19 protein-coding genes are annotated in these 19,001 nt (G+C 35.1%); 7 read left to right on the forward strand and 12 right to left on the reverse strand.

Annotated elements, in window-relative coordinates; all coding sequences use genetic code 11:
• Nucleotides 1–66 precede the first annotated feature (66 nt).
• Both G7A72_RS09695 and G7A72_RS09700 read right to left on the reverse strand, forming a co-directional pair.
• Nucleotides 67–417 carry a hypothetical protein gene (locus tag G7A72_RS09695; protein ID WP_113635944.1) on the reverse strand — a complete coding sequence of 117 codons (351 nt, stop codon included), beginning with the start codon at nt 415–417 and terminating at the stop codon, nt 67–69.
• Nucleotides 414–1,943 carry a bifunctional GNAT family N-acetyltransferase/carbon-nitrogen hydrolase family protein gene (locus G7A72_RS09700; RefSeq protein WP_113664612.1) on the reverse strand — a complete coding sequence of 510 codons (1,530 nt, stop codon included), beginning with the start codon at nt 1,941–1,943 and terminating at the stop codon, nt 414–416. The genes G7A72_RS09695 and G7A72_RS09700 overlap by 4 nt, the downstream gene beginning before the upstream one ends.
• Before the next feature lie 180 nt (nt 1,944–2,123).
• On the opposite strand from G7A72_RS09700, the gene G7A72_RS09705 reads away from it, so the two are divergent.
• Complete coding sequence (locus G7A72_RS09705) at nt 2,124–2,456, forward strand: single-stranded DNA-binding protein (RefSeq protein WP_113664611.1); 333 nt, start codon at nt 2,124–2,126, stop codon at nt 2,454–2,456.
• 85 nt (nt 2,457–2,541) lie between these two features.
• Here G7A72_RS09705 and G7A72_RS09710 read toward each other — a convergent pair whose 3' ends face one another.
• The 5 genes from G7A72_RS09710 to metG all read right to left on the reverse strand — a co-directional run bounded on the left by G7A72_RS09710 (nt 2,542) and on the right by metG (nt 8,532).
• Complete coding sequence (locus G7A72_RS09710; protein WP_165152317.1) at nt 2,542–3,171, reverse strand: chloramphenicol acetyltransferase; 630 nt, start codon at nt 3,169–3,171, stop codon at nt 2,542–2,544.
• Between the two features lie 177 nt (nt 3,172–3,348).
• Nucleotides 3,349–4,605, reverse strand: coding sequence for an OmpA family protein (locus G7A72_RS09715; RefSeq protein WP_113665439.1), 1,257 nt, complete (start codon nt 4,603–4,605; stop codon nt 3,349–3,351).
• 231 nt (nt 4,606–4,836) lie between these two features.
• Entirely contained in the window at nt 4,837–5,526 is a 690-nt protein-coding gene (locus tag G7A72_RS09720; RefSeq protein ID WP_113664609.1) for an HAD family hydrolase, read from the reverse strand.
• 36 nt (nt 5,527–5,562) lie between these two features.
• The gene (locus tag G7A72_RS09725) at nt 5,563–6,459 is read right to left on the reverse strand and encodes a DMT family transporter (protein ID WP_165152318.1); all 897 of its coding nucleotides are present in this window, start codon (nt 6,457–6,459) and stop codon (nt 5,563–5,565) included.
• A 12-nt stretch (nt 6,460–6,471) separates the two neighbouring features.
• Entirely contained in the window at nt 6,472–8,532 is a 2,061-nt protein-coding gene (metG, locus tag G7A72_RS09730) for a methionine--tRNA ligase (protein WP_165152319.1), read from the reverse strand.
• Between the two features lie 247 nt (nt 8,533–8,779).
• Here metG and G7A72_RS09735 point away from each other — a divergent pair, with 247 nt between their 5' ends.
• The 5 genes from G7A72_RS09735 to G7A72_RS09755 all read left to right on the forward strand — a co-directional run bounded on the left by G7A72_RS09735 (nt 8,780) and on the right by G7A72_RS09755 (nt 12,835).
• Nucleotides 8,780–8,950: a hypothetical protein gene (locus G7A72_RS09735; RefSeq protein WP_165152320.1), complete on the forward strand. Its 171-nt coding sequence runs from the start codon at nt 8,780–8,782 to the stop codon at nt 8,948–8,950.
• A 181-nt stretch (nt 8,951–9,131) separates the two neighbouring features.
• Entirely contained in the window at nt 9,132–9,656 is a 525-nt protein-coding gene (locus G7A72_RS09740) for a hypothetical protein (protein ID WP_165152321.1), read from the forward strand.
• 143 nt (nt 9,657–9,799) lie between these two features.
• The gene (locus G7A72_RS09745; protein ID WP_165152322.1) at nt 9,800–10,183 is read left to right on the forward strand and encodes a hypothetical protein; all 384 of its coding nucleotides are present in this window, start codon (nt 9,800–9,802) and stop codon (nt 10,181–10,183) included.
• A gap of 41 nt (nt 10,184–10,224) precedes the next feature.
• On the forward strand, nt 10,225–10,665 hold the full coding sequence (locus tag G7A72_RS09750) for a hypothetical protein (protein WP_113664604.1): 441 nt from the start codon (nt 10,225–10,227) through the stop codon (nt 10,663–10,665).
• A 202-nt stretch (nt 10,666–10,867) separates the two neighbouring features.
• The gene (locus G7A72_RS09755; RefSeq protein ID WP_165152323.1) at nt 10,868–12,835 is read left to right on the forward strand and encodes a transglycosylase domain-containing protein; all 1,968 of its coding nucleotides are present in this window, start codon (nt 10,868–10,870) and stop codon (nt 12,833–12,835) included.
• Nucleotides 12,836–12,934: 99 nt separating this feature from the next.
• On the opposite strand, the gene G7A72_RS09760 is transcribed toward G7A72_RS09755, so the two are convergent.
• From G7A72_RS09760 to G7A72_RS09770, 3 genes are all read right to left on the reverse strand, one after another.
• Nucleotides 12,935–13,972: an aldo/keto reductase gene (locus G7A72_RS09760; protein ID WP_165152324.1), complete on the reverse strand. Its 1,038-nt coding sequence runs from the start codon at nt 13,970–13,972 to the stop codon at nt 12,935–12,937.
• 247 nt (nt 13,973–14,219) lie between these two features.
• Entirely contained in the window at nt 14,220–15,161 is a 942-nt protein-coding gene (locus tag G7A72_RS09765) for an OmpA family protein (protein WP_113664601.1), read from the reverse strand.
• Nucleotides 15,162–15,330: 169 nt separating this feature from the next.
• Nucleotides 15,331–16,092 (reverse strand): exodeoxyribonuclease III, encoded by a 762-nt coding sequence (locus G7A72_RS09770; protein WP_165152325.1) that lies wholly within the window; start codon nt 16,090–16,092, stop codon nt 15,331–15,333.
• 203 nt (nt 16,093–16,295) lie between these two features.
• On the opposite strand from G7A72_RS09770, the gene G7A72_RS09775 reads away from it, so the two are divergent.
• Entirely contained in the window at nt 16,296–18,098 is a 1,803-nt protein-coding gene (locus G7A72_RS09775) for a lysophospholipid acyltransferase family protein (RefSeq protein WP_165152326.1), read from the forward strand.
• Nucleotides 18,099–18,171: 73 nt separating this feature from the next.
• Here G7A72_RS09775 and G7A72_RS09780 read toward each other — a convergent pair whose 3' ends face one another.
• On the reverse strand, nt 18,172–18,636 hold the full coding sequence (locus G7A72_RS09780; protein WP_165152327.1) for a DUF2752 domain-containing protein: 465 nt from the start codon (nt 18,634–18,636) through the stop codon (nt 18,172–18,174).
• The gene (locus G7A72_RS09785; protein ID WP_091172353.1) at nt 18,611–18,994 is read right to left on the reverse strand and encodes a DUF4234 domain-containing protein; all 384 of its coding nucleotides are present in this window, start codon (nt 18,992–18,994) and stop codon (nt 18,611–18,613) included. The genes G7A72_RS09780 and G7A72_RS09785 overlap by 26 nt, the downstream gene beginning before the upstream one ends.
• Between the last annotated feature and the right edge of the window lie 7 nt (nt 18,995–19,001).

The following is a 19,001-nucleotide window of genomic DNA, read 5'->3' on the forward strand; positions in this document are numbered from 1 at the left end:
AGCCGGCAAAAATTGAAAAATAATCTTTTTTCATGATAGGTTATATAGATTTGGGGATTTGCGTTATTAAATGTCTTTTTTGACCAACATATAAAAATCATTTTCTAAAACCATATAGCCTTGGTCGTAGAGGAAATAGTAGGTGTTTCCTGTTTTGGTCTGGAGGATATTGGTAAAAAATTCAAAATCAAAACCCTTACTTAACAATTTTGCTCGTGTGGCTTTTGATTTCCCGTCGGTGTTTAGCTCAGATAGAATGCGGTAATTTTTACGCAACTTGTTGTTGATGTTGCGCATAAAATTAGTACTGTCCTTGTTGATTTTATTGTTGAAAGCGTTACGACAACCGTCGCTGCAAAACTTTTTGTCTTCCCGGCCCACAATCTTTTCTCCACATTCTAAGCAGGTTTTGTTCATGGATTTATTTTTTTGATGTCGTATAAGTCAGTTCTGCGGTCTTTTAGAATTCGAACACTTCCATGCTCGTGAAGTTCTTTCAATAAGTCTAAATCTACATCGACTATCAGTGTCATTTCCGTATTTGGAGTTGCTTCGGCTTTGATTCCGTTACTTGGAAAAGCAAAATCAGAAGGTGTAAACACTGCTGATTGTGCATATTGAATATCCATGTTGTTCACCTTTGGAAGATTACCTACACAACCAGCAATGGCTACGTAGCACTCGTTTTCTATCGCTCTAGCTTGTGCGCAGTGCTTGACTCTCGTATACGCATTTTGAGTATCTGTCAAGAAAGGAACAAATAAAATGTTCATTCCTTCATCTGCCATTAATCTCGAAAGTTCTGGAAATTCAACATCATAACAAATCATAATACCTATTTTCCCGCAATCGGTGTCAAATGTCTTAATTTGTGAGCCGCCCGTCATTCCCCAATGCTGAACTTCGTTTGGAGTAACATGAATTTTGGCATACATCTCAGAAGTTCCGTCTCTTTTGCAGAGAAAACCAACATTGTATAACGTGCCGTTTTCTAAATACGGCATGCTTCCTGTAATGATATTGATATTATAAGAAATAGCTAACTCCTGGAAACGTTTGTGGATAGGTTCCGTATGTTTTGCTAACTCTCGTATGGCTTCGGCCTCAGATAAATGGTTGTAATCTGCCATCAAGGGAGCGGTGAATAGTTCCGGAAATAAAGCAAAATCACTGCCGTATCCTGAAACAACATCAACAAAAAATTCGCATTGTTCGAATAAAGCTTCCAGATTATTCAATTGACGCATTTGCCATTGAACGAGCCCTAATCGTATGACACTTTTTGCGAGGTTTATTAGTTTGGGACTTTCATCGTAATAAATATTATTCCATTCCAGTAAAACGGCAAATTCTTTGGAATCTGAATCGCCTTCCAAATAGTTTTTCATTACCCGAATTACGTGAAAATCATTACTCAACTGAAAAGAAAGTACAGGGTCATGCAACTCTTTTCTTTTTACTTTTTCGATGTAATTTTTTGGAGTCAATGTTTCTGCATGTTGTCCATAATTAGGAATTCTTCCTGCAAAAACAATAGCTTTCAAATTCAATTGTTCACACAATTCTTTTCTTGCGTCGTACAATCGTCTTCCAAGGCGCAGTCCTCTATAATTTGGATGAATAAAAACATCTATTCCGTATAACACATCTCCTTTTGGGTTGTGGGTAGAGAAGGTGTATTTTCCGGTTATGTCAGAGTAATTGTGGTTTTTGTCTACTAAACTTTCGTCAACAATTAGAGACAAAGCAGAGCCAACTACTTTTCCATCTACCAAAATTACCAGTTGACCTTCTGGAAAAATGCTTAATAATTTTTCAATATGATGTTCTCTCCAGTAGGAACCTACCATTTCCGGATACGATTCTACCATTGAGTTTTTTAACTCTTTATAGTCATCAAATTTCAGATTTCGTAACTCTACTTTGTTAATTTTGGCCTGCATAAAAATTTTATTTTTATCAAATATAACGATTTTTTACCATTTACAAACGTTTACAAATAGTTACAACCGAAAGTAAATAGTTAGTAACCGAATAGTTTTTGATTGTCATCGCATCTTTGCAGTGTTGATTTGAAATAGCAATTCAACAAAACATATACTAACATTTAAATATTATACGCCATGAGTACATTAAGAAACAAAGTACAGTTAATCGGACACGTTGGGAATGATCCAGAAATCAAATCATTTGACGGTGGGAAAAAACTAGCCAATTTCACATTAGCAACAAATGAAAGTTACAAAAACGACAAAGGAGAAAAAGTAGAAGAAACCCAATGGCATAAATTGGTGGCTTGGGGAAAAACTGCTGAAATCATTGAAAAGTATGTTACCAAAGGAAAGGAAGTTGCAATTGAAGGAAAACTGACACATAGAAGTTATGATGATAAAAACGGAGAAAAGCGGTATATCACGGAAGTAGTGGTAAACGAAATAATGCTTTTAGGAAAGTAAAAATAGTTTCTAATTGTTAAGTCCCGGTTTGCAGTATAATTAAACTGCAAACCGGGACTTTTTTTTAAACAAAAATTGGATGCCTTTATTGGTTCATCAATTCTTGGAAACAATCCACAAATTGTCCGAGATGAAAACCATCCATTAATCCGTGATGCACATGTACAGACATTGCAATGGTTCTTTTTCCATTGTCAGCAATTTTCATTTTTCCAAACGAAATCTTCGGACAGCTATCTGGAAAAGTATAACTTCTGGCATGCGATAATGAGGTGAAGTCAAGCCACGGAATCGCCGAAAAGTGAATGACATTGTCGTCATTAAATGTTCGGGTGAAAAGTCCGGTTGTGGACTGAATACGTTCAATTTCATTTGAAGTATTTGTTGCAAAAACAGTAAAATCTGGATTGTATTCAATCAAAGAAAAACCAAATGTACCATCTTCCCGACCAATAGTTGCCGAGGCATTTACTTGGTCACAAATATATATTTGGTCATCAGAAATTCGATAGCGAAACGGTTCAATCGTATTCACTGCTACTAATGTTTTATGTAAATAATAACTAAAAAAAGAATCGTTCAGTGTTTTTGCATTCGCGTAAGCTTTGGTACAATCTATATCTACGGTCGCACCAAAGAATGGTTCTTCAAATTGTCTGAAAAAATGGAAATGTTCTTTTCTAGGCCAATTTTCTATATCTAAAAGGGTTTTCAAAATGCGTAATTTTATTTGTTTTTCAAAAGTACTGCTAATCTTCTTAATCAGAAATTCATTCTTGAGGAACTTTTATTTTTATTGATTTCTGAAAAATGTTTTTCGACGGGATAAGAAGGCATAAAAAAACCCTAAAAGAAATTTCCTTTAGGGTTTTTAGAGAATATTGAGAAAGAATTATTTTACTCTGAAAGTAACTCTTCTAACTAATTTTCTTGCTGCATCTGAATCTTTTTCAACTGAAGAATCTTCACCTGCTGCAACTACATTTAATCTTGAAGCGTCAACGTTAGCTTTCACTAATACATTTTTAACGCTGTTTGCTCTAGCAGTAGACAATTTATCATTGTATTCTGATCTTCCTAATTCGTCAGCATGACCAATAATATCAACTGAAGCAGTAGGATTGTTTCTTAAATACGTTAAGATAAAATCAGTTCCTTCAGTAGAAACATTTGTTGGAGTTGATTTGTTAAAATCAAAATAAGTAGCAACATAACCACCATTGATTAAGTTTCTAATCAATTCATTGTTACTTAAGATAGCAGATTTATCAGTATTACTTCCGTAAGTTTTCAATAAATAACTTTCTAATTCGTCAGGAACATTATTGTTGTTTAAATCAATTGATTTTCCTTTAGTATCAACCATTACACCAGAAATAGTGTTTGGTTCTTGATCTAAATAATCAGCAACACCATCTTTATCAGTATCTAACATTGAAGTTTCGATATCAGCGATTTGTTTTTTCATCGCATCGATTTCGTTTCCATTATCAATTACCCAGTCAGCATGTTTTTCGTTTTTACCTAAGTAAACAGTTACACCTACAGTACCATTAAAAAGAATTCCAGAAAAACCTCTTGCACCAGGAGTACTTGCAGCATCAAAAGCAGCATCTTGAGATGCATTTAAGATTGTTGTAAAATCTCCAGTTAAAGCAATTCTGTTAGATAATTTAATTTGACCAGTTACGCCCGCCATGAAATTACCCATTCTGTCTTTCAAAGCAGAATTTTGATCTTCTAGTTGAGCTAAACCAAAACCAGCATGACCTAATAAACCTAGTGTGTTTGTCCAAGTTTCAAAATTCATGATTCTTCCTAAGTTAGCCACAGCTTGAATGTCTGCTCTGTAATATTTAGTGTCAAAATCAACTGAATTGTTTTTTCCTTCAAAACTGTTGTAACCAAAATCCGCTTTCAAACCGAATTTATTGTTAAACATGTATCTTACTCCTAGATCAGCCACATAAGGACTTGGTGTAGATGTAAAGTAACCAGCAGTCATAGGTCTTTGTGTTTTGTTAACACCACCTGCTAATTCAATAGACCATTTGTTATAGTCGTTTTCTGTAGTTTTTTCAGTCTCAGTTTGAGCACTTAAAGTTGTCATTGCAGAAGCAAAAACTAACGTAAGTATGATTTTTTTCATCATTATTTTTTTTAAAATTTTATGCAAAAGTACAACATAATCAAGGATATGAAAACTTAAACCGTTAATTATGTAAGAATTAGTTTTAATTCTATAAATTAGCTGCGAATCAATGCTATTGGCAACATTTAGCAATTTATTTTATAGATTGTATAAAAATATTAACGTTAAAATTGTGGTTATTTCATTGTTAATACTAGCGATATTAATAAAAGAGGTTAGAAATAGGCTTTAATATTTTAGTTTTTGTAGCACTTCGGTGATTTTTTCAAAAGCGCTGAAGTTTTCGTGCTCTACTTTATGATCAATCTTTTCGTGTGCCCAAGTCGTATGAAACGGAATATGAACGGCATGTCCGCCAATTGCTAAAACGGGTAAAACATCCGATTTTAATGAATTACCAATCATAAAAAATTCGGAAGGTTGTATTTCCAATCGTTTTATTAAATCAGAATAATCAATTTCCTGTTTGTCTGACATCACTTCGATATGGTGAAAATAATGACCTAAACCTGAATTGTGTAATTTACGTCGCTGGTCTAATAAATCGCCTTTGGTGGCAACCACTAATTTGTATTTTCCATGTAAAGCTTCTAAAGTTTCTTCGACACCTTCCAGTAAAACAATAGGTTTCTCCAGTAATTCTTTCCCGTATTGAATGATTTTTTCGATTATTTCTATAGGAAGTGTGTTATTCGATATAGTCATTGCCGCTTCAATCATCGATAGAATGTAGCCTTTGATTCCGTAACCGTATAATTTTAAATTATCGATTTCGACTTTAAAAAGTTCTTTAGAAATTCCCTGATGTGACAAATAATCTTCCATTAAACCACAGAATTTCTTCTCGGTTTCATCAAAATACGTTTCGTTAATCCATAAGGTATCATCGGCGTCAAAAGCAATTACTTTAAGTTCCATTTTTATTTTATTTTGATAATAATTGAGGTTTTTATTTTAACCTTTTACTGTTTTTGAAAAAATTTTCTTCATTGAAATTGTTTTTGAATAAAAGGTAATTCGGATTCCCAAAAGTAAAATAATTCCACCGATAATCATTTGCAGTGTAATTATTTCATCTAAAAATAACCAAGCTAAAATAGCAGTCAAAACGGCTTGACCGAGCAAACTCAAAGACACTCTTGTAGCTCGCATGTGTTGTGTGGCATAACTGAGCGATAACCATGCTAAAAGTTGGCAAACTACTGCCTGGATCAACAGGACCAGCCAACCAGCATCAGAAAATCCGGAAAAAGGTTCTTCTAGTATTAAGCAGAGAATTCCTAAATATAGACTTGAAGAGATTAGGCTGATGGTCATAAATGAAAGCACGTCTACTTTAGAAAGCACTTTTTTACTGATTAATAAGTAAATAGCATATAAAATACCCGATAACACGGCTAACAGGAATGCAGTGTCAAAATTAAGTTCGATGAAAAACTGAAAACCAACCAGCATAATCATTCCGAATAATGAGATTAGAGTTCCAATCCAAAAATTAGTGGCGGGTTTTGTTTTTAAAAATAAAAATGAACCAATGCCCACCCAAAGCGGTGATAAATTAGTAAGCAGTGAAGCCTGAGTAGCGCTAGATTCTTGAATGGCAATATTCCAAACGGCAACATCTGAGGCAAATAAAATTCCGCAAATTATAGCAGGAATTAATACTTTGAAAGTTGGAAGCTTGAATTTTTTTGTAATAATGACATACGGCAATAGCAAGGTTACTGCAATTGCCATTCTATAAAAAGCCGAAATTAGTCCGGGAGTTAACCGAAGTTTTATTAATATTGGAAAAATCGAAATGCAGAGTATCCCAACAATTAAAGCTAATTGCGGCTTTTTTATTTTCATTTTATAATTTTCTTAATTGATTGTCTCTCCATTTGCAACACCATCGGTATCTGGATTTACAAAAACCAGTTTTCCTTCAGCATTGGTGGTCATCAAAATCATTCCTTGACTTTCTACGCCACGAAGGTTTCTTGGAGCCAAATTCACTAAAACAGTAACTTTTTTACCAATAATATCTTCTGGTTTAAAACTTTCGGCAATACCAGAAACTATGGTGCGAACATCAATTCCGGTATCTACTTTCAAAATCAAAAGCTTGTTGGCTTTCGGCATTTTTTCGGCTTCCAGTATTGTTCCTACGCGAATATCCATTTTGGCAAAATCCTCAAATTGAATCGCTTCTTTTTGTGGTTCAGCTTTTTTATTTTCGGCCGTATTAGCCGTTTTAGTTGCTTCCAGTTTGTCTATTTGTTTTTGGATTTCCTCGTCTTCAATTTTAGCAAACAACAACTCAGCTTCCCCAATTTGGTGTCCAGCCGGAATTAAATCAGAATTTTGAGCAATAGTATTCCAGTTCAACGGACTTTCTATTTTTAGAATTCTTGATAATTTTTTTGCTGTAAATGGTAAGAAAGGTTCGCAAAGTGAACTCAACGCAGCAGCAATTTGCAACGCCACATACATTTGCGTTTGTACGCGTTCCGGATTGTCTTTGATGACTTTCCAAGGCTCTTCATCCGCCAAATATTTATTTCCTAAACGAGCCACATTCATCAATTCGCTCAAAGCTTCACGAAATCTGTAACGCTCTAAGGAACTTGAAATCACAGCTGGATAGGCTTTCAATTCGGTTAAAGTCGCTTCGTCCACTTCTGAAAGTTCATTTGGTTGAGGTACAATTCCGTTGTAATATTTATTGGTTAAAACCACGACACGATTAATGAAATTTCCATAAATTGCTACCAATTCATTGTTATTTCTCGCCTGAAAATCTTTCCAGGTAAAATCATTATCCTTAGTTTCCGGTGCATTCGATGTCAACGCATAACGCAAAACATCTTGCTGATTCGGGAATTCTTCCAAGTATTCGTGCAACCAAACCGCCCAGTTTTTAGACGTAGACAATTTGTTTCCTTCTAAGTTCAAGAACTCATTTGCAGGAACATTGTCCGGCAAAATATAGCTTCCTTCGGCTTTCAACATCGCTGGGAAAATGATGCAATGAAAAACAATATTGTCTTTCCCTATGAAGTGAACCAGTTTTGTATCCTGATCTTTCCAGTACGGTTCCCAATCTTTTCCTTCGCGCAAGGCCCATTCTTTCGTAGAAGAAATGTAGCCAATCGGCGCATCAAACCACACGTATAATTTTTTTCCTTCGGCACCTTCAATAGGTACATCAATACCCCAATCCAAGTCACGAGTTACCGCACGAGGCTCTAATCCGCCATCAATCCATGATTTTACTTGTCCGTAAACATTCGGTTTCCAGTCGTTTTTATGTCCAACGAGAATCCATTCTTTCAAGAAATCTTCATAACGGTCCAAAGGCAAAAACCAGTGTTTTGTTGATTTCATGATTGGAGTTTCTCCGGTGATTGTCGATTTTGGATTAATCAAATCCGTAGCATTCAGCGTTGAACCACATTTTTCGCATTGGTCACCGTAGGCTTCTTCGTTGCCACATTTTGGGCAAGTCCCTACCACAAAACGGTCTGCGAGGAACTGATCTGCTTTCGCATCATACAATTGTTCCGTCACTTCCTCAATAAAATCACCTTGTTCGTACAGTTTTCTAAAAAACTCCGAAGCCGTATCATGATGAATTTTAGCCGAAGTTCTGGAATAATTATCAAACGAAATCCCAAAATCCGAGAACGATTTACGAATGATTCCATCATATTTATCGATTACTTCCTGTGGCGTAATGCCTTCTTTTTTGGCTTTCATCGAAATCGCGACACCGTGTTCGTCACTTCCGCAAACAAACAAAACGTCTCTTCCCTGCAATCTTAAATATCTGGAATATATGTCCGAAGGCACGTAAACACCCGCCAAATGACCAATGTGAATCGGTCCGTTCGTGTACGGCAATGCCGCTGTAATCGTATATCTTTTTGGATTCTGTATCATGATTCAATTTTATAGAGCGCAAAAATAAGCATTCCAATTTTTATTTGAAGCTATTTCCTGTCTCGTTTTAAAGATGAGATTGCAATCTTTCTATTTTAATAGAAAAATAGAATGGATTTTCACTGTTGTCGGGGTTAGGTATTCCTTTTAAAAAGAGAGATGCCGTAAAAAGCTACAACTTATATCATTGTGTTTTTAATGTGGCTTTTTTTATATTTGTAAACGAAACTAAAGTAGCTTTTAAATTATGGCAAAAGGACCCGAAAAAAACACTAAAAATAAGGCTCTACATACCAAATTGCTAAACCGGAAAAAGGCTAAGCTTCAGGAGGAAAAAAAAGAAAAAGCGTTACGATTAAAAACTTTAGTTGCCAAAATCAATCAGAAAAAGAATAGTAGCGAATCTGATATCAGTTAAATGTTGTCATTTATTTATCTTTTTTACTATTTGACACGAGCGATGGCGAATTGCGAAAGTAAATCCGTGGATAGAAAAGACTTTGCAATTATTCCCTGTTTCACACTAAATTTGCAGTAGATTTTCAAAATACAATTCTAAGCCTATTTACAATCCATTCACATAATTTTAAGCAGAAAAAATGAAATCGTATCCAGAACACTTGCAAATCGTCAATACCTTTCATGAACTTGGAGATACCATTGCCGCTGCCCAATTTTTAATACAAGAATATGGTTTAGAAAACGCCAATTTCAAAGGTTTCGAATTAAGGGAAAAGGCCAAACCAGAATTTATCCTGATGACTACTGAAGGTGCTCTTGGCGAACCCCAAATCATACGCATCCCTGAAAACACTTTCGAATATCCGCTGCATTTAATGCTCAATTTGCTGATGCATGAAATGATTCACGTGAGTCAAAAAACAAAAGAAAACTTGGTTGAAGATAAAAACGAAAGGGAGTGGCAAGCGTATTATGAAATGCTTTTTCATGTAAAATTCCCTCAAGTTCCTGAACTTCCAGATTTTCACAAACGCTTCTTTGCAAAAAAAGCGTTGGAGTATTACAATAGAATGGGCGAAGGTTCTGAACTTCAAAGAAAATACGCCAATCAAAAACTGGAAACAGACAATTTGTTGTCATTTCTGGAGGCAAAAATACAATAGCTCTTTTCTTGTTTCCAAGATTCTACTGATGTGTTTCTTATTTTAAATAAAAAACAATAAATCAAGAAAGAGATTCATTATTTTTCGTAACTTTATGTTTAACAATGTCTTACGAAAATAAAATGAAACCCTCTCACCAAACTATGACTCATTTATACGAACACTTAGGCAAAGTGTTCTATTCTATTGCGGCCATAGATAAAACCATTCGTACAGAAGAAATCGAGAAACTGAAACAAATCATAAAAAAGGAATGGCTTCCGCTGGAAAATAGTTTAAATGAATTTGGGGATGATGCTGCTTATGAAATCGAAATCGTTTTTGACTGGCTTGTTGCCAATGAATGGGAATTGGAACAAGTCATGCCCGACTTTAAAATTTTCAGGGAAGAACATCTACACTTATTCACTCCAGAAATTAATGCCCTGATTCTAAAAACTGCTAACGCCATAGCTTCTTCATTCTCAGGAAAAAATAAATCAGAACACGTTTTAATAAGTCAACTAAGCGCGATTCTATTGCAATAAAACAGGAAAAAACAATCTACTTTAACTTAAAAAGCAAAGACATGAAAAGACAAACTGGCATTTGGATAGATTCCTCAAAAGCAATAATTGTTGCTCTTGATGGTGAAACAGAAAAAATTACCGAAATAGATTCCGAGGTTGAAAATAGTGTACATCATAATGACGAAGGTAATAAAGGAACTTTCTCAGGAGTTCATCATGGCAATAGCGACAAAAAATTTGAGAACAGAAAAGAACAAGAACTGGATTATTTTATAAAATCTGTTCTTTCGTATGTGAAAAAATCAGATGAACTTATTGTTTTTGGCCCGGCGCAAACCAAAACAAAACTGGAACAAAAATTAATGAAAGATCATTTAATTGAACCCGGAAAACTAAAAGCCGTAGAAACCGCAGACAAAATGACGTTAAATCAAATTGTGGAGAAAGTGCGTAGGTTCTACAATCCTTATGAATACAAAGAACCAAAGCCAAAAAGCTAATTGACCACAACAAAACAATTTAGAAACTACAGCACTATTTAAGTTGTAGTTTTTTTATGTTTACATTCGAACGAAATTATATTATTCATCAAAATTCTAAAGAAAACTATAAAAAACTTTCCTTTGGTATTATTTTGCTTTTCTTTATACACGAGATTCTAAACTCCATTATTTTAGATTTTATCAAGTATCCAAATCATTTATGAGAACCGGAAAACAAAAAATAATCCTTGCTGCGAAAATACTTTTTGTATTATTTGCCATCATGATTATTGCTTTTTACATATTTCGTGATGCCGTTTTACAACAAACCATCGCTAAGGTATCACACGAGATGGAAGTAGATTACAATAGTACTTTTTCAATAAAAAAAGCATCTTTTGATGGATTATCGGGGTTGAATCTTACCAAAATAATTCTGGTTCCAAAAAATGCAGACACTCTTTTTAAAATTCAAAAACTAAAAACCAGTGTCAATTTATGGAAATTAATCACCGGCGACTTGCAACTTGGAACTCTAGAAATGCAAAATGGTTTTGTCCAGTTAGTAAAAAAAGGAAAGTCGGGAAATTATGATGCATTTCTAAAAAAAGACAATCAAACAGAAATTCGTGATGAAAAAAGAAATTACGCTCAGTTTGCCTACAGAATAATCTCAAAAGCACTGAATTTAGTCCCAACAGATATGATTTTGGACAATCTTTCTTTCCGACTCGATGATAACGGAAAAAAGGCAACCATCAATTTCCAAAAACTGCGATTAATCAACAAACAACTCGAAACTTCGATAAAAGTTCAAACCAATACGATTTCACAACGATGGAAAATTAAAGGATTTGCCGATCCAAGAAACAAAAAAGCAGATATACGCTTCGTTAATATTGATACTGGTGCCATCCAAATGCCATATTTAGACGAGCGTTTCAACCTGAAGTCAAGCTTTGACTCGATTCGATTGAACATTCAAAACATCGATAAAGACGGTGACGAACTGCACATTGACGGGTTTATGGCTATTGCCAATTTAAAAATCAATCATCCAAAAATTGCCAGTAAAGATGTACTACTAAAAAACGCCAAATTTGATTACCGATTCTTATTGGGTTCTGATTTTATTTCGATAGACAGCAGCTCAACGGTTCAATTGAATAAAATTAAATTTCACCCTTACTTGGCGTACGAAACTGAAAAAGATACAATTTACAAACTCAAGGTCAATATTCCAAAAATGAAAGCACTTGATTTTATCACTTCGCTTCCTGATGGTTTATTTACCCACTTTCAAGGAATGGAAGCTACAGGTACTTTCGACTACAAACTGGATTTTGCTTTTAACCAAAACAAACCCAATCAGCTGGTTTTTGACAGTAAATTGAAGAAAGAAAATCTAAAGATCACAAAATACGGAGAAGCCAATCTCAACAAACTTAATGGAGAATTTGTATATCGTGCACTTATCAAAAATGTATTGCAGCGACCGGTTTTAGTTGGTTCAGCCAATCCAAATTATACGCCTTTAGACCAAATTTCACCGTATTTAAGAAAGTCGGTTTTAACAACAGAAGATCCTTCTTTCTTTTCGCACCGTGGTTTTATCAGCGAGGCTTTCAAACAATCCATCGTAAAAAACATCCGAACTAAAAAGTTCTCCCGTGGTGCTAGTACCATCAGCATGCAATTAGTAAAAAATGCTTTTCTAAGTCGGGAGAAAACCGTATCCCGTAAACTGGAAGAAATTTTATTGGTTTACATTCTGGAAAATAACCGAATTGTGAGCAAGGAACGCATGCTTGAAGTGTATTTTAATATTATTGAATGGGGTCCAAATGTATATGGAATTGGCGAAGCAAGTCAGTTTTACTTCCAAAAAACACCTTCGGAATTATCGCTGAACGAATGCTTGTATCTCGCCCGAATTATTCCAAGTCCTAAGAAATTCATGTATCAGTTTAACGATCAGGGAATGTTGAAAGATTTTGCTGTAAAACAAGAATCGTTCTTAACGAATATTATGTTTCGAAGAGGTCTTTTGACTCCAGAAGACACTATTTATAAGTCCTTACCCATATTGATTTCAGGACCAGCAAAATCTTTTATCAAATTCAAAGTACAAGATTCAACGTTAATAAAAGTGGATTCTTTATCAATTGAAGAGGAATTTGATCTTTAATTATTGGGAATTATAAATAGAAATTGTCATTCCTACAAAGGAGGAATCTCACATAATGGGATTCCTCCTTTGTAGGAATGACAAAAAATGGATTTTTATTTACGGTGCCGGATCTGGAATCACGGCTTGTACTTCATCAATCGCTTTTAGAATTTCATCCGAAAGTGTAACTTGAATCGTATCAATATTTTCTTTTAATTGTTCCAATGTTGTTGCGCCAATAATCGTGCTGGTAACAAACGGCTGTTGTGCAATAAATGCCAAAGACAATTCCGTTAAAGTCAGTCCATTTTTTTTGGCTATCTCCTGATACAATCGTGTAGCTTCAGTACTTTGTGCGCTGTTGTATCGAGAATACTGCGGAAACAATTTGATTCTGGCATTTGGATGCGCTTCACCAGTTAGGAATTTTCCAGACAAAACCCCAAAAGCCATCGGCGAATACGCCAATAAACCTACATTTTCTCTCAGGCAAACTTCAGCAGAACCGTTTTCAAAAAGTCTGTTTAATAACGAATATGGGTTTTGAATCGTTTTTACTCTTGGCAAATTATTATATTTACTCTCTTCCAGAAAACGCATGATTCCCCAAGGATTTTCATTTGAAAGTCCGATATGTTTGATTTTTCCTTCTTTGACAAAACCGTCTAATGTTTCAAGAACATTATGAATGTTATCTTCCCAAGCATCATCCTGTACTTTGAAACCGCGTTGTCCAAAATAATTGGTTTTGCGTTCTGGCCAATGCAATTGGTACAAATCGATATAATCTGTTTGCAGACGTCGTAAACTTTGATCCAATGCAAACTTGATACTGGCTGTTGAAAAATCTAATTTTTCTCTCATGTAGCCAAAATTTGGATTGGGTCCGGCAATTTTGGATGCCAAAATTATTTCTTCTCTTTTTCCAGTTTTTTTGAACCAAGTTCCAAGGATTTTTTCGGTACTCCCATAGGTTTCCTCGCGCCCGGGAACCGAATACATTTCGGCAGTATCAAAGAAATTAACCCCATTTTCTAAAGCATAATCCATTTGGGCATGACCATCAGCTTCGGTGTTTTGCTCCCCAAAAGTCATCGTTCCAAGGCAGATTTTGCTGACTTTTACATCAGTATTGGGTAATGTTGTGTATTTCATAATTAAGAAAGTTGCATTGTATTTTTAGTAAACAAAGATAAAATTAGTTTGTCGTTAGCATTTGCTGTTAACAGAAAATTGAGAAACGTTTATTTAAAACTAAACCGAATATTTAAAAAAATAAACCGCGAATTTGCGAATTTAAAATCCTTCAATCAAAAGATAAAATTAGCGAATTTGCGGTAAAAGAAAAAAGGTCCAAAGCATACACTCTGAACCTTTCTCGATTTGAAACTTTAATTATTTTTTAATTTATCTCATTCAGCATTTCGGCAATTTCGTCTAATCTTGGCGTTAATATGATTTCGATTCTACGGTTTTTAGCTTTCCCATCTGCAGTTGAATTGCTAGTTAATGGCGAAAATTCTCCTCTTCCTGCCGCAGTAAGATTTTGCTTGTTGATTTTTTTGTTCTCACTCAAAATAGCAACTATTGCTGTCGCTCTTTTGGTTGATAAATCCCAGTTATCCGCAATTGGACCTGAAGCTGTAAACGCATCATCATCCGTATGACCTTCGATCAGTACTGATATGTCCGGGTTGTCACCCAAAACCTTTGCTAATTCTACAACTGCTTTTTTCCCTTCGGAACCTACAGCCCAGCTTCCCGAATTAAAAAGTAATTTGTTCTCCATAGAAACATACACTTTCCCGTTTTTTTGTTCTACCGTCAACCCTTTTCCTTCAAAACTGTTCAAGGCTTTAGACAAGGTTTCTTTTAGTTTTTTCATACTAGCTTCTTTGGCAGCAATCAAATCTTCCAATTCTTGCAGACGTTGTGCGCTTTTGCTTAATCGGTCTTGTTCTAAAGCCAATGCTTTTCCTTTTTCGTCTAATTGCTCCAGCAAATCACGATTTTTCTTCATGTTGCTTTGCAAAGCATCACCGCTATTTTTTTCTAAAGCGGCGTACGAATCCTGCAAGACTTTAAATTTATTTTGCGCTGCGGCGTAATCTGCTTTCAATTTATCCAATTCCGCTTTGGATTTACTCAAATCATTTTTCAAACCGTCGCGGTCTAATTCTAATTGGTTTTTAGCTTTTAGCAAATCAGCATTTTCATCTGCTAAACTTCGGTTTTCTTTTTTGGAATCGGCATATTTACTTTCTAAATCATTGTATATTTTCTTGGACACGCAAGAAGTTGAAAGCGCCAATACTAATAATCCGATGGAAACTCTTTTAATCATTTGGTTGGTATTTATGTTGTTTCTAATGTTGTTTTGAACCCAAAAATTTAAATTGTAGTCAAATACTCTAGCGCCGATAAAAGGAAAAATCCTTTTCTAATTTTGTTTAACGAGAGAAAAAAATGTAATCTCGTCTTTAGGATGAGACGGGAAATTGCTCCTGAAAACGTTACTCTATTTCCACTAAAATTGGGCAATGATCCGAATGCACGGCATCTGATAAAATAACGGCTCTTTTCAATTTATGTTTTAAAGAATCGCTGACTAAATTGTAATCGATTCGCCAACCCTTGTTGTTCCCTCTTGCTCCGGCGCGGTAGCTCCACCATGTATATTGGTGCGGTTCATTGTTGAAATGGCGAAAACTATCCACAAATCCGGACTTCATAAATCCGTCAAGCCAAGTTCTTTCCTGTGGTAAAAAACCGGAGACATTTTTGTTTCGGATGGGATCATGAATGTCGATTGCCTCGTGGCAAATGTTGTAATCCCCGCAGATAACCAGGTTTGGCGTTTCTTTTTTGAGTTCGTCAATATAATTCTGAAAATCGTCCATGAACGTGAATTTATGGTCTAAACGATCAATATTTGTGCCTGATGGCAGGTACAAACTCATCACTGAAAATCCATCAAAATCGGCACGAAGATTTCTTCCTTCGAAATCCATGTGGTGAATTCCGGTTCCGTGAACGACATTGTTAGGTTTAATTTTAGAGAGAATCGCCACGCCGCTGTACCCTTTTTTGGTTGCTGAATAATAATATTGGTAGGGATAACCCGCTTTTGCAATATCATCGACAGGGATTTGATCTTCGGTTGCTTTAATTTCCTGAAGGCAAATAATATCTGGATTTGCATGCTGCAACCAGTCGATAAATCCTTTTGAAATGGCTGCTCTGATTCCGTTTACGTTGTATGAAATTATTCTCATGAAAAATTATTTTGAATCTCTTCCGAAAAATTATTTTTTGCCTGCGATTCTCAGGAACCCACTTTTTAATTTTATCGGAAAAAATTATATTGGTTGAATGTGGGTTTCAAATGTAACAAAAAAGTAGAAGTTTGATGGAGAAAAATAGAGAAAATGGAGTTTTTTGCTATCTTTGTTTCTTGCTCTAAAAAAACAAAAAATACATGGGTTTAGTAACCGCGAAAGAAGTTGCAAAAGCAATAAATGCAGACAAGTACGGGGTTCTGGGAACTTTTTCCGGATGGATGCTGATGAAGGTGCTAAAAATATCGACGTTAAACAAAGTATACGATAGAAATAAACATTTAACAGAAGTTGATTTCCTGAATGGTATACTTGATGATTTACAAATAAAATTCGAAATTCCAGAAGAGGATTTAAAACGTTTACCAAAAGAAGGCGCTTATATCACCATTTCAAATCATCCATTGGGAGGAATTGATGGGGTTTTGCTATTGAAATTGATGCTGGAGAGAGAACCAAATTTCAAGATCATCGCCAATTTTCTTTTGCACCGTATTGAGCCGCTCAAGAAATACATTATGCCGGTAAATCCTTTTGAAAATCATAAGGACGCCAAATCAAGCGTAGTGGGAATTAAAGAAACACTGCGCCATTTAAGTGACGGTAAACCTTTAGGAATGTTTCCTGCCGGGGAAGTTTCTACGTACAAAGATGGTAAATTAATGGTGGATAAACCTTGGGAAGAAGGCGCTATTAAAGTAATCAGAAAAGCCCAAGTCCCTGTGGTTCCTATTTATTTTCATGCAAAAAACAGTCGGTTATTTTATTTGCTTTCTAAAATAAGCGGGACTTTTAGAACAGCAAAATTACCTTCGGAAGTATTTAGCCAGAAACGACGCGTGATTAAAGTGCGCATTGGAAAACCAATTTCAGTTAGCGAACAAAACGAGCACAACACTTTAGAGGAGTACTCTGAGTTTCTAAGGAAAAAAACGTACATGTTGGCCAATCCTTTCGAGAAAGAAATTCCTTTTTTGCCAACGCCTACTTTAAAAATTGCTAAAAGCCCAAAAACTATTGTAACTGCTGCCAGTCAAGACAAAATGACCAAAGAAGTAGATGCTTTGCGAAGTACGGATTGTCGCCTTTTACAAAGTAAAAATTACGAAGTGTTTCTCGCAGAAGCAAAGAAGATACCAAATATCCTACATGAAATAGGACGCCTCAGAGAAATAACTTTTAGAGAAGTGGGCGAGGGAACAAATGAATCTATTGATTTAGACAAGCACGATCAATATTATCATCACCTGTTTTTATGGGATAATGAAGCTAATAAAATTGCTGGTGCGTACCGAATGGGATTGGGTTCAGAAATTTATCCAAAATACGGTATAAATGGTTTTTACCTCAACGACTTGTTCCGATTTGAGCCTGAATTACATGATATGATGCATAAGTCCATAGAAATGGGTCGTGCTTTTATCATTAAAGAATACCAACAGAAGCCAATGCCTCTTTTCCTGCTTTGGAAAGGGATTATGCACACCACATTGCGTTATCCAGAACATAAATTTTTATTGGGTGGCGTAAGTATCAGCAATCAATTTTCAGATTTTTCTAAATCGCTGATGATTGAATTCATGAAGTCCAATTATTATGATCCTTATATTGCGCAATACATTCACCCGAAGAAAGCGTATAAAGTAAAACTAAAAGATGCCGACAAGGATTTCATTTTTGATGAAGCCGAATCTGATTTGAATAAGTTTGATAAAATCATTGATGAACTGGAACCAGGAAGTTTGCGTTTGCCGGTTTTGATTAAAAAATACATCAAACAAAATGCAAAAGTGGTAGCATTCAATGTAGATCCGCTTTTTAATAACGCCGTTGACGGATTGATGTACATCAGAATTGCTGATATTCCGGAAAGCACCATGAAACCCGTAATGGAAGAGTTTCAGAAAGAACTGGAACGAAAATTAGCAGATAAAGAAGATTAAATACAGAATACCTATTTATAAAAAAACCCGTCTCGTCCTAAAAATACGAGACGGGATTTTTTATGTTTTCTAGTTACCTCCAGATTGATTCTTTCAAAATGGAATCTAAAGAATTGTTTTTTATAAAGAAAATCAACCGTATGATATGATATCCAACAAGGAAAAAACCCAAACCATACGCCAGTCTTTTATTATACATAACAGTATTGAAATACTCCTTTTTAGTAATCAACTCCATAATCAACACAACAATACTCACAACACTAAATGCAATTACAAAAGGGCCCAATACATGATAGCTGACGCTCTTGTAAAAATCTCCATGATAAAAATAAACCAATGATTTTGTAATCCCACAACCAGGACATGGAAACCCAGTAATCATTTTAAAAGGACACAAAGATTGATCGGTTTCAAGATGATTGTCCCCATTAAAAAACATTAAAAAAAACGGAATCATCAGCGTAAGAAAAGCGCCCATAATTCCGTAAATTTTACGTTTATCTTTAGTATTACTTATATAATTTATTGATTTCATTTTGAACTATCATTGCAGCAATCATTGGAAAGAAAAGCCCTAAAATAAGCAACAAAACTGTATCGTCTTTTTGGACTGAACCAGATCTATGATATACATCCGGAAGTCCGTCTCTACCTGCTAAATAAAAGAAATAAATATTTACAGGATAGCAACAACCTGCAAATATGGCAATAGGTTGTGAGATAACTTCTCGCTCCGAAACTGCATTAAAAACTTCTGCAACTTTTATGTTCCAATAGATTAAATACAATCCACAGGTTAAAAACCCAAAAATTAATACTAATACTGGATCTACTTTAAATACTGGAATAGGTTTCCTTGGAGTATTCCAAGTTTCTTGTACGATTTCTTCCATTTTGGTT

The organism is Flavobacterium sp. Sr18, from assembly GCF_011064265.1.
Classification (GTDB): Bacteria; Bacteroidota; Bacteroidia; order Flavobacteriales; family Flavobacteriaceae; genus Flavobacterium; species Flavobacterium petrolei.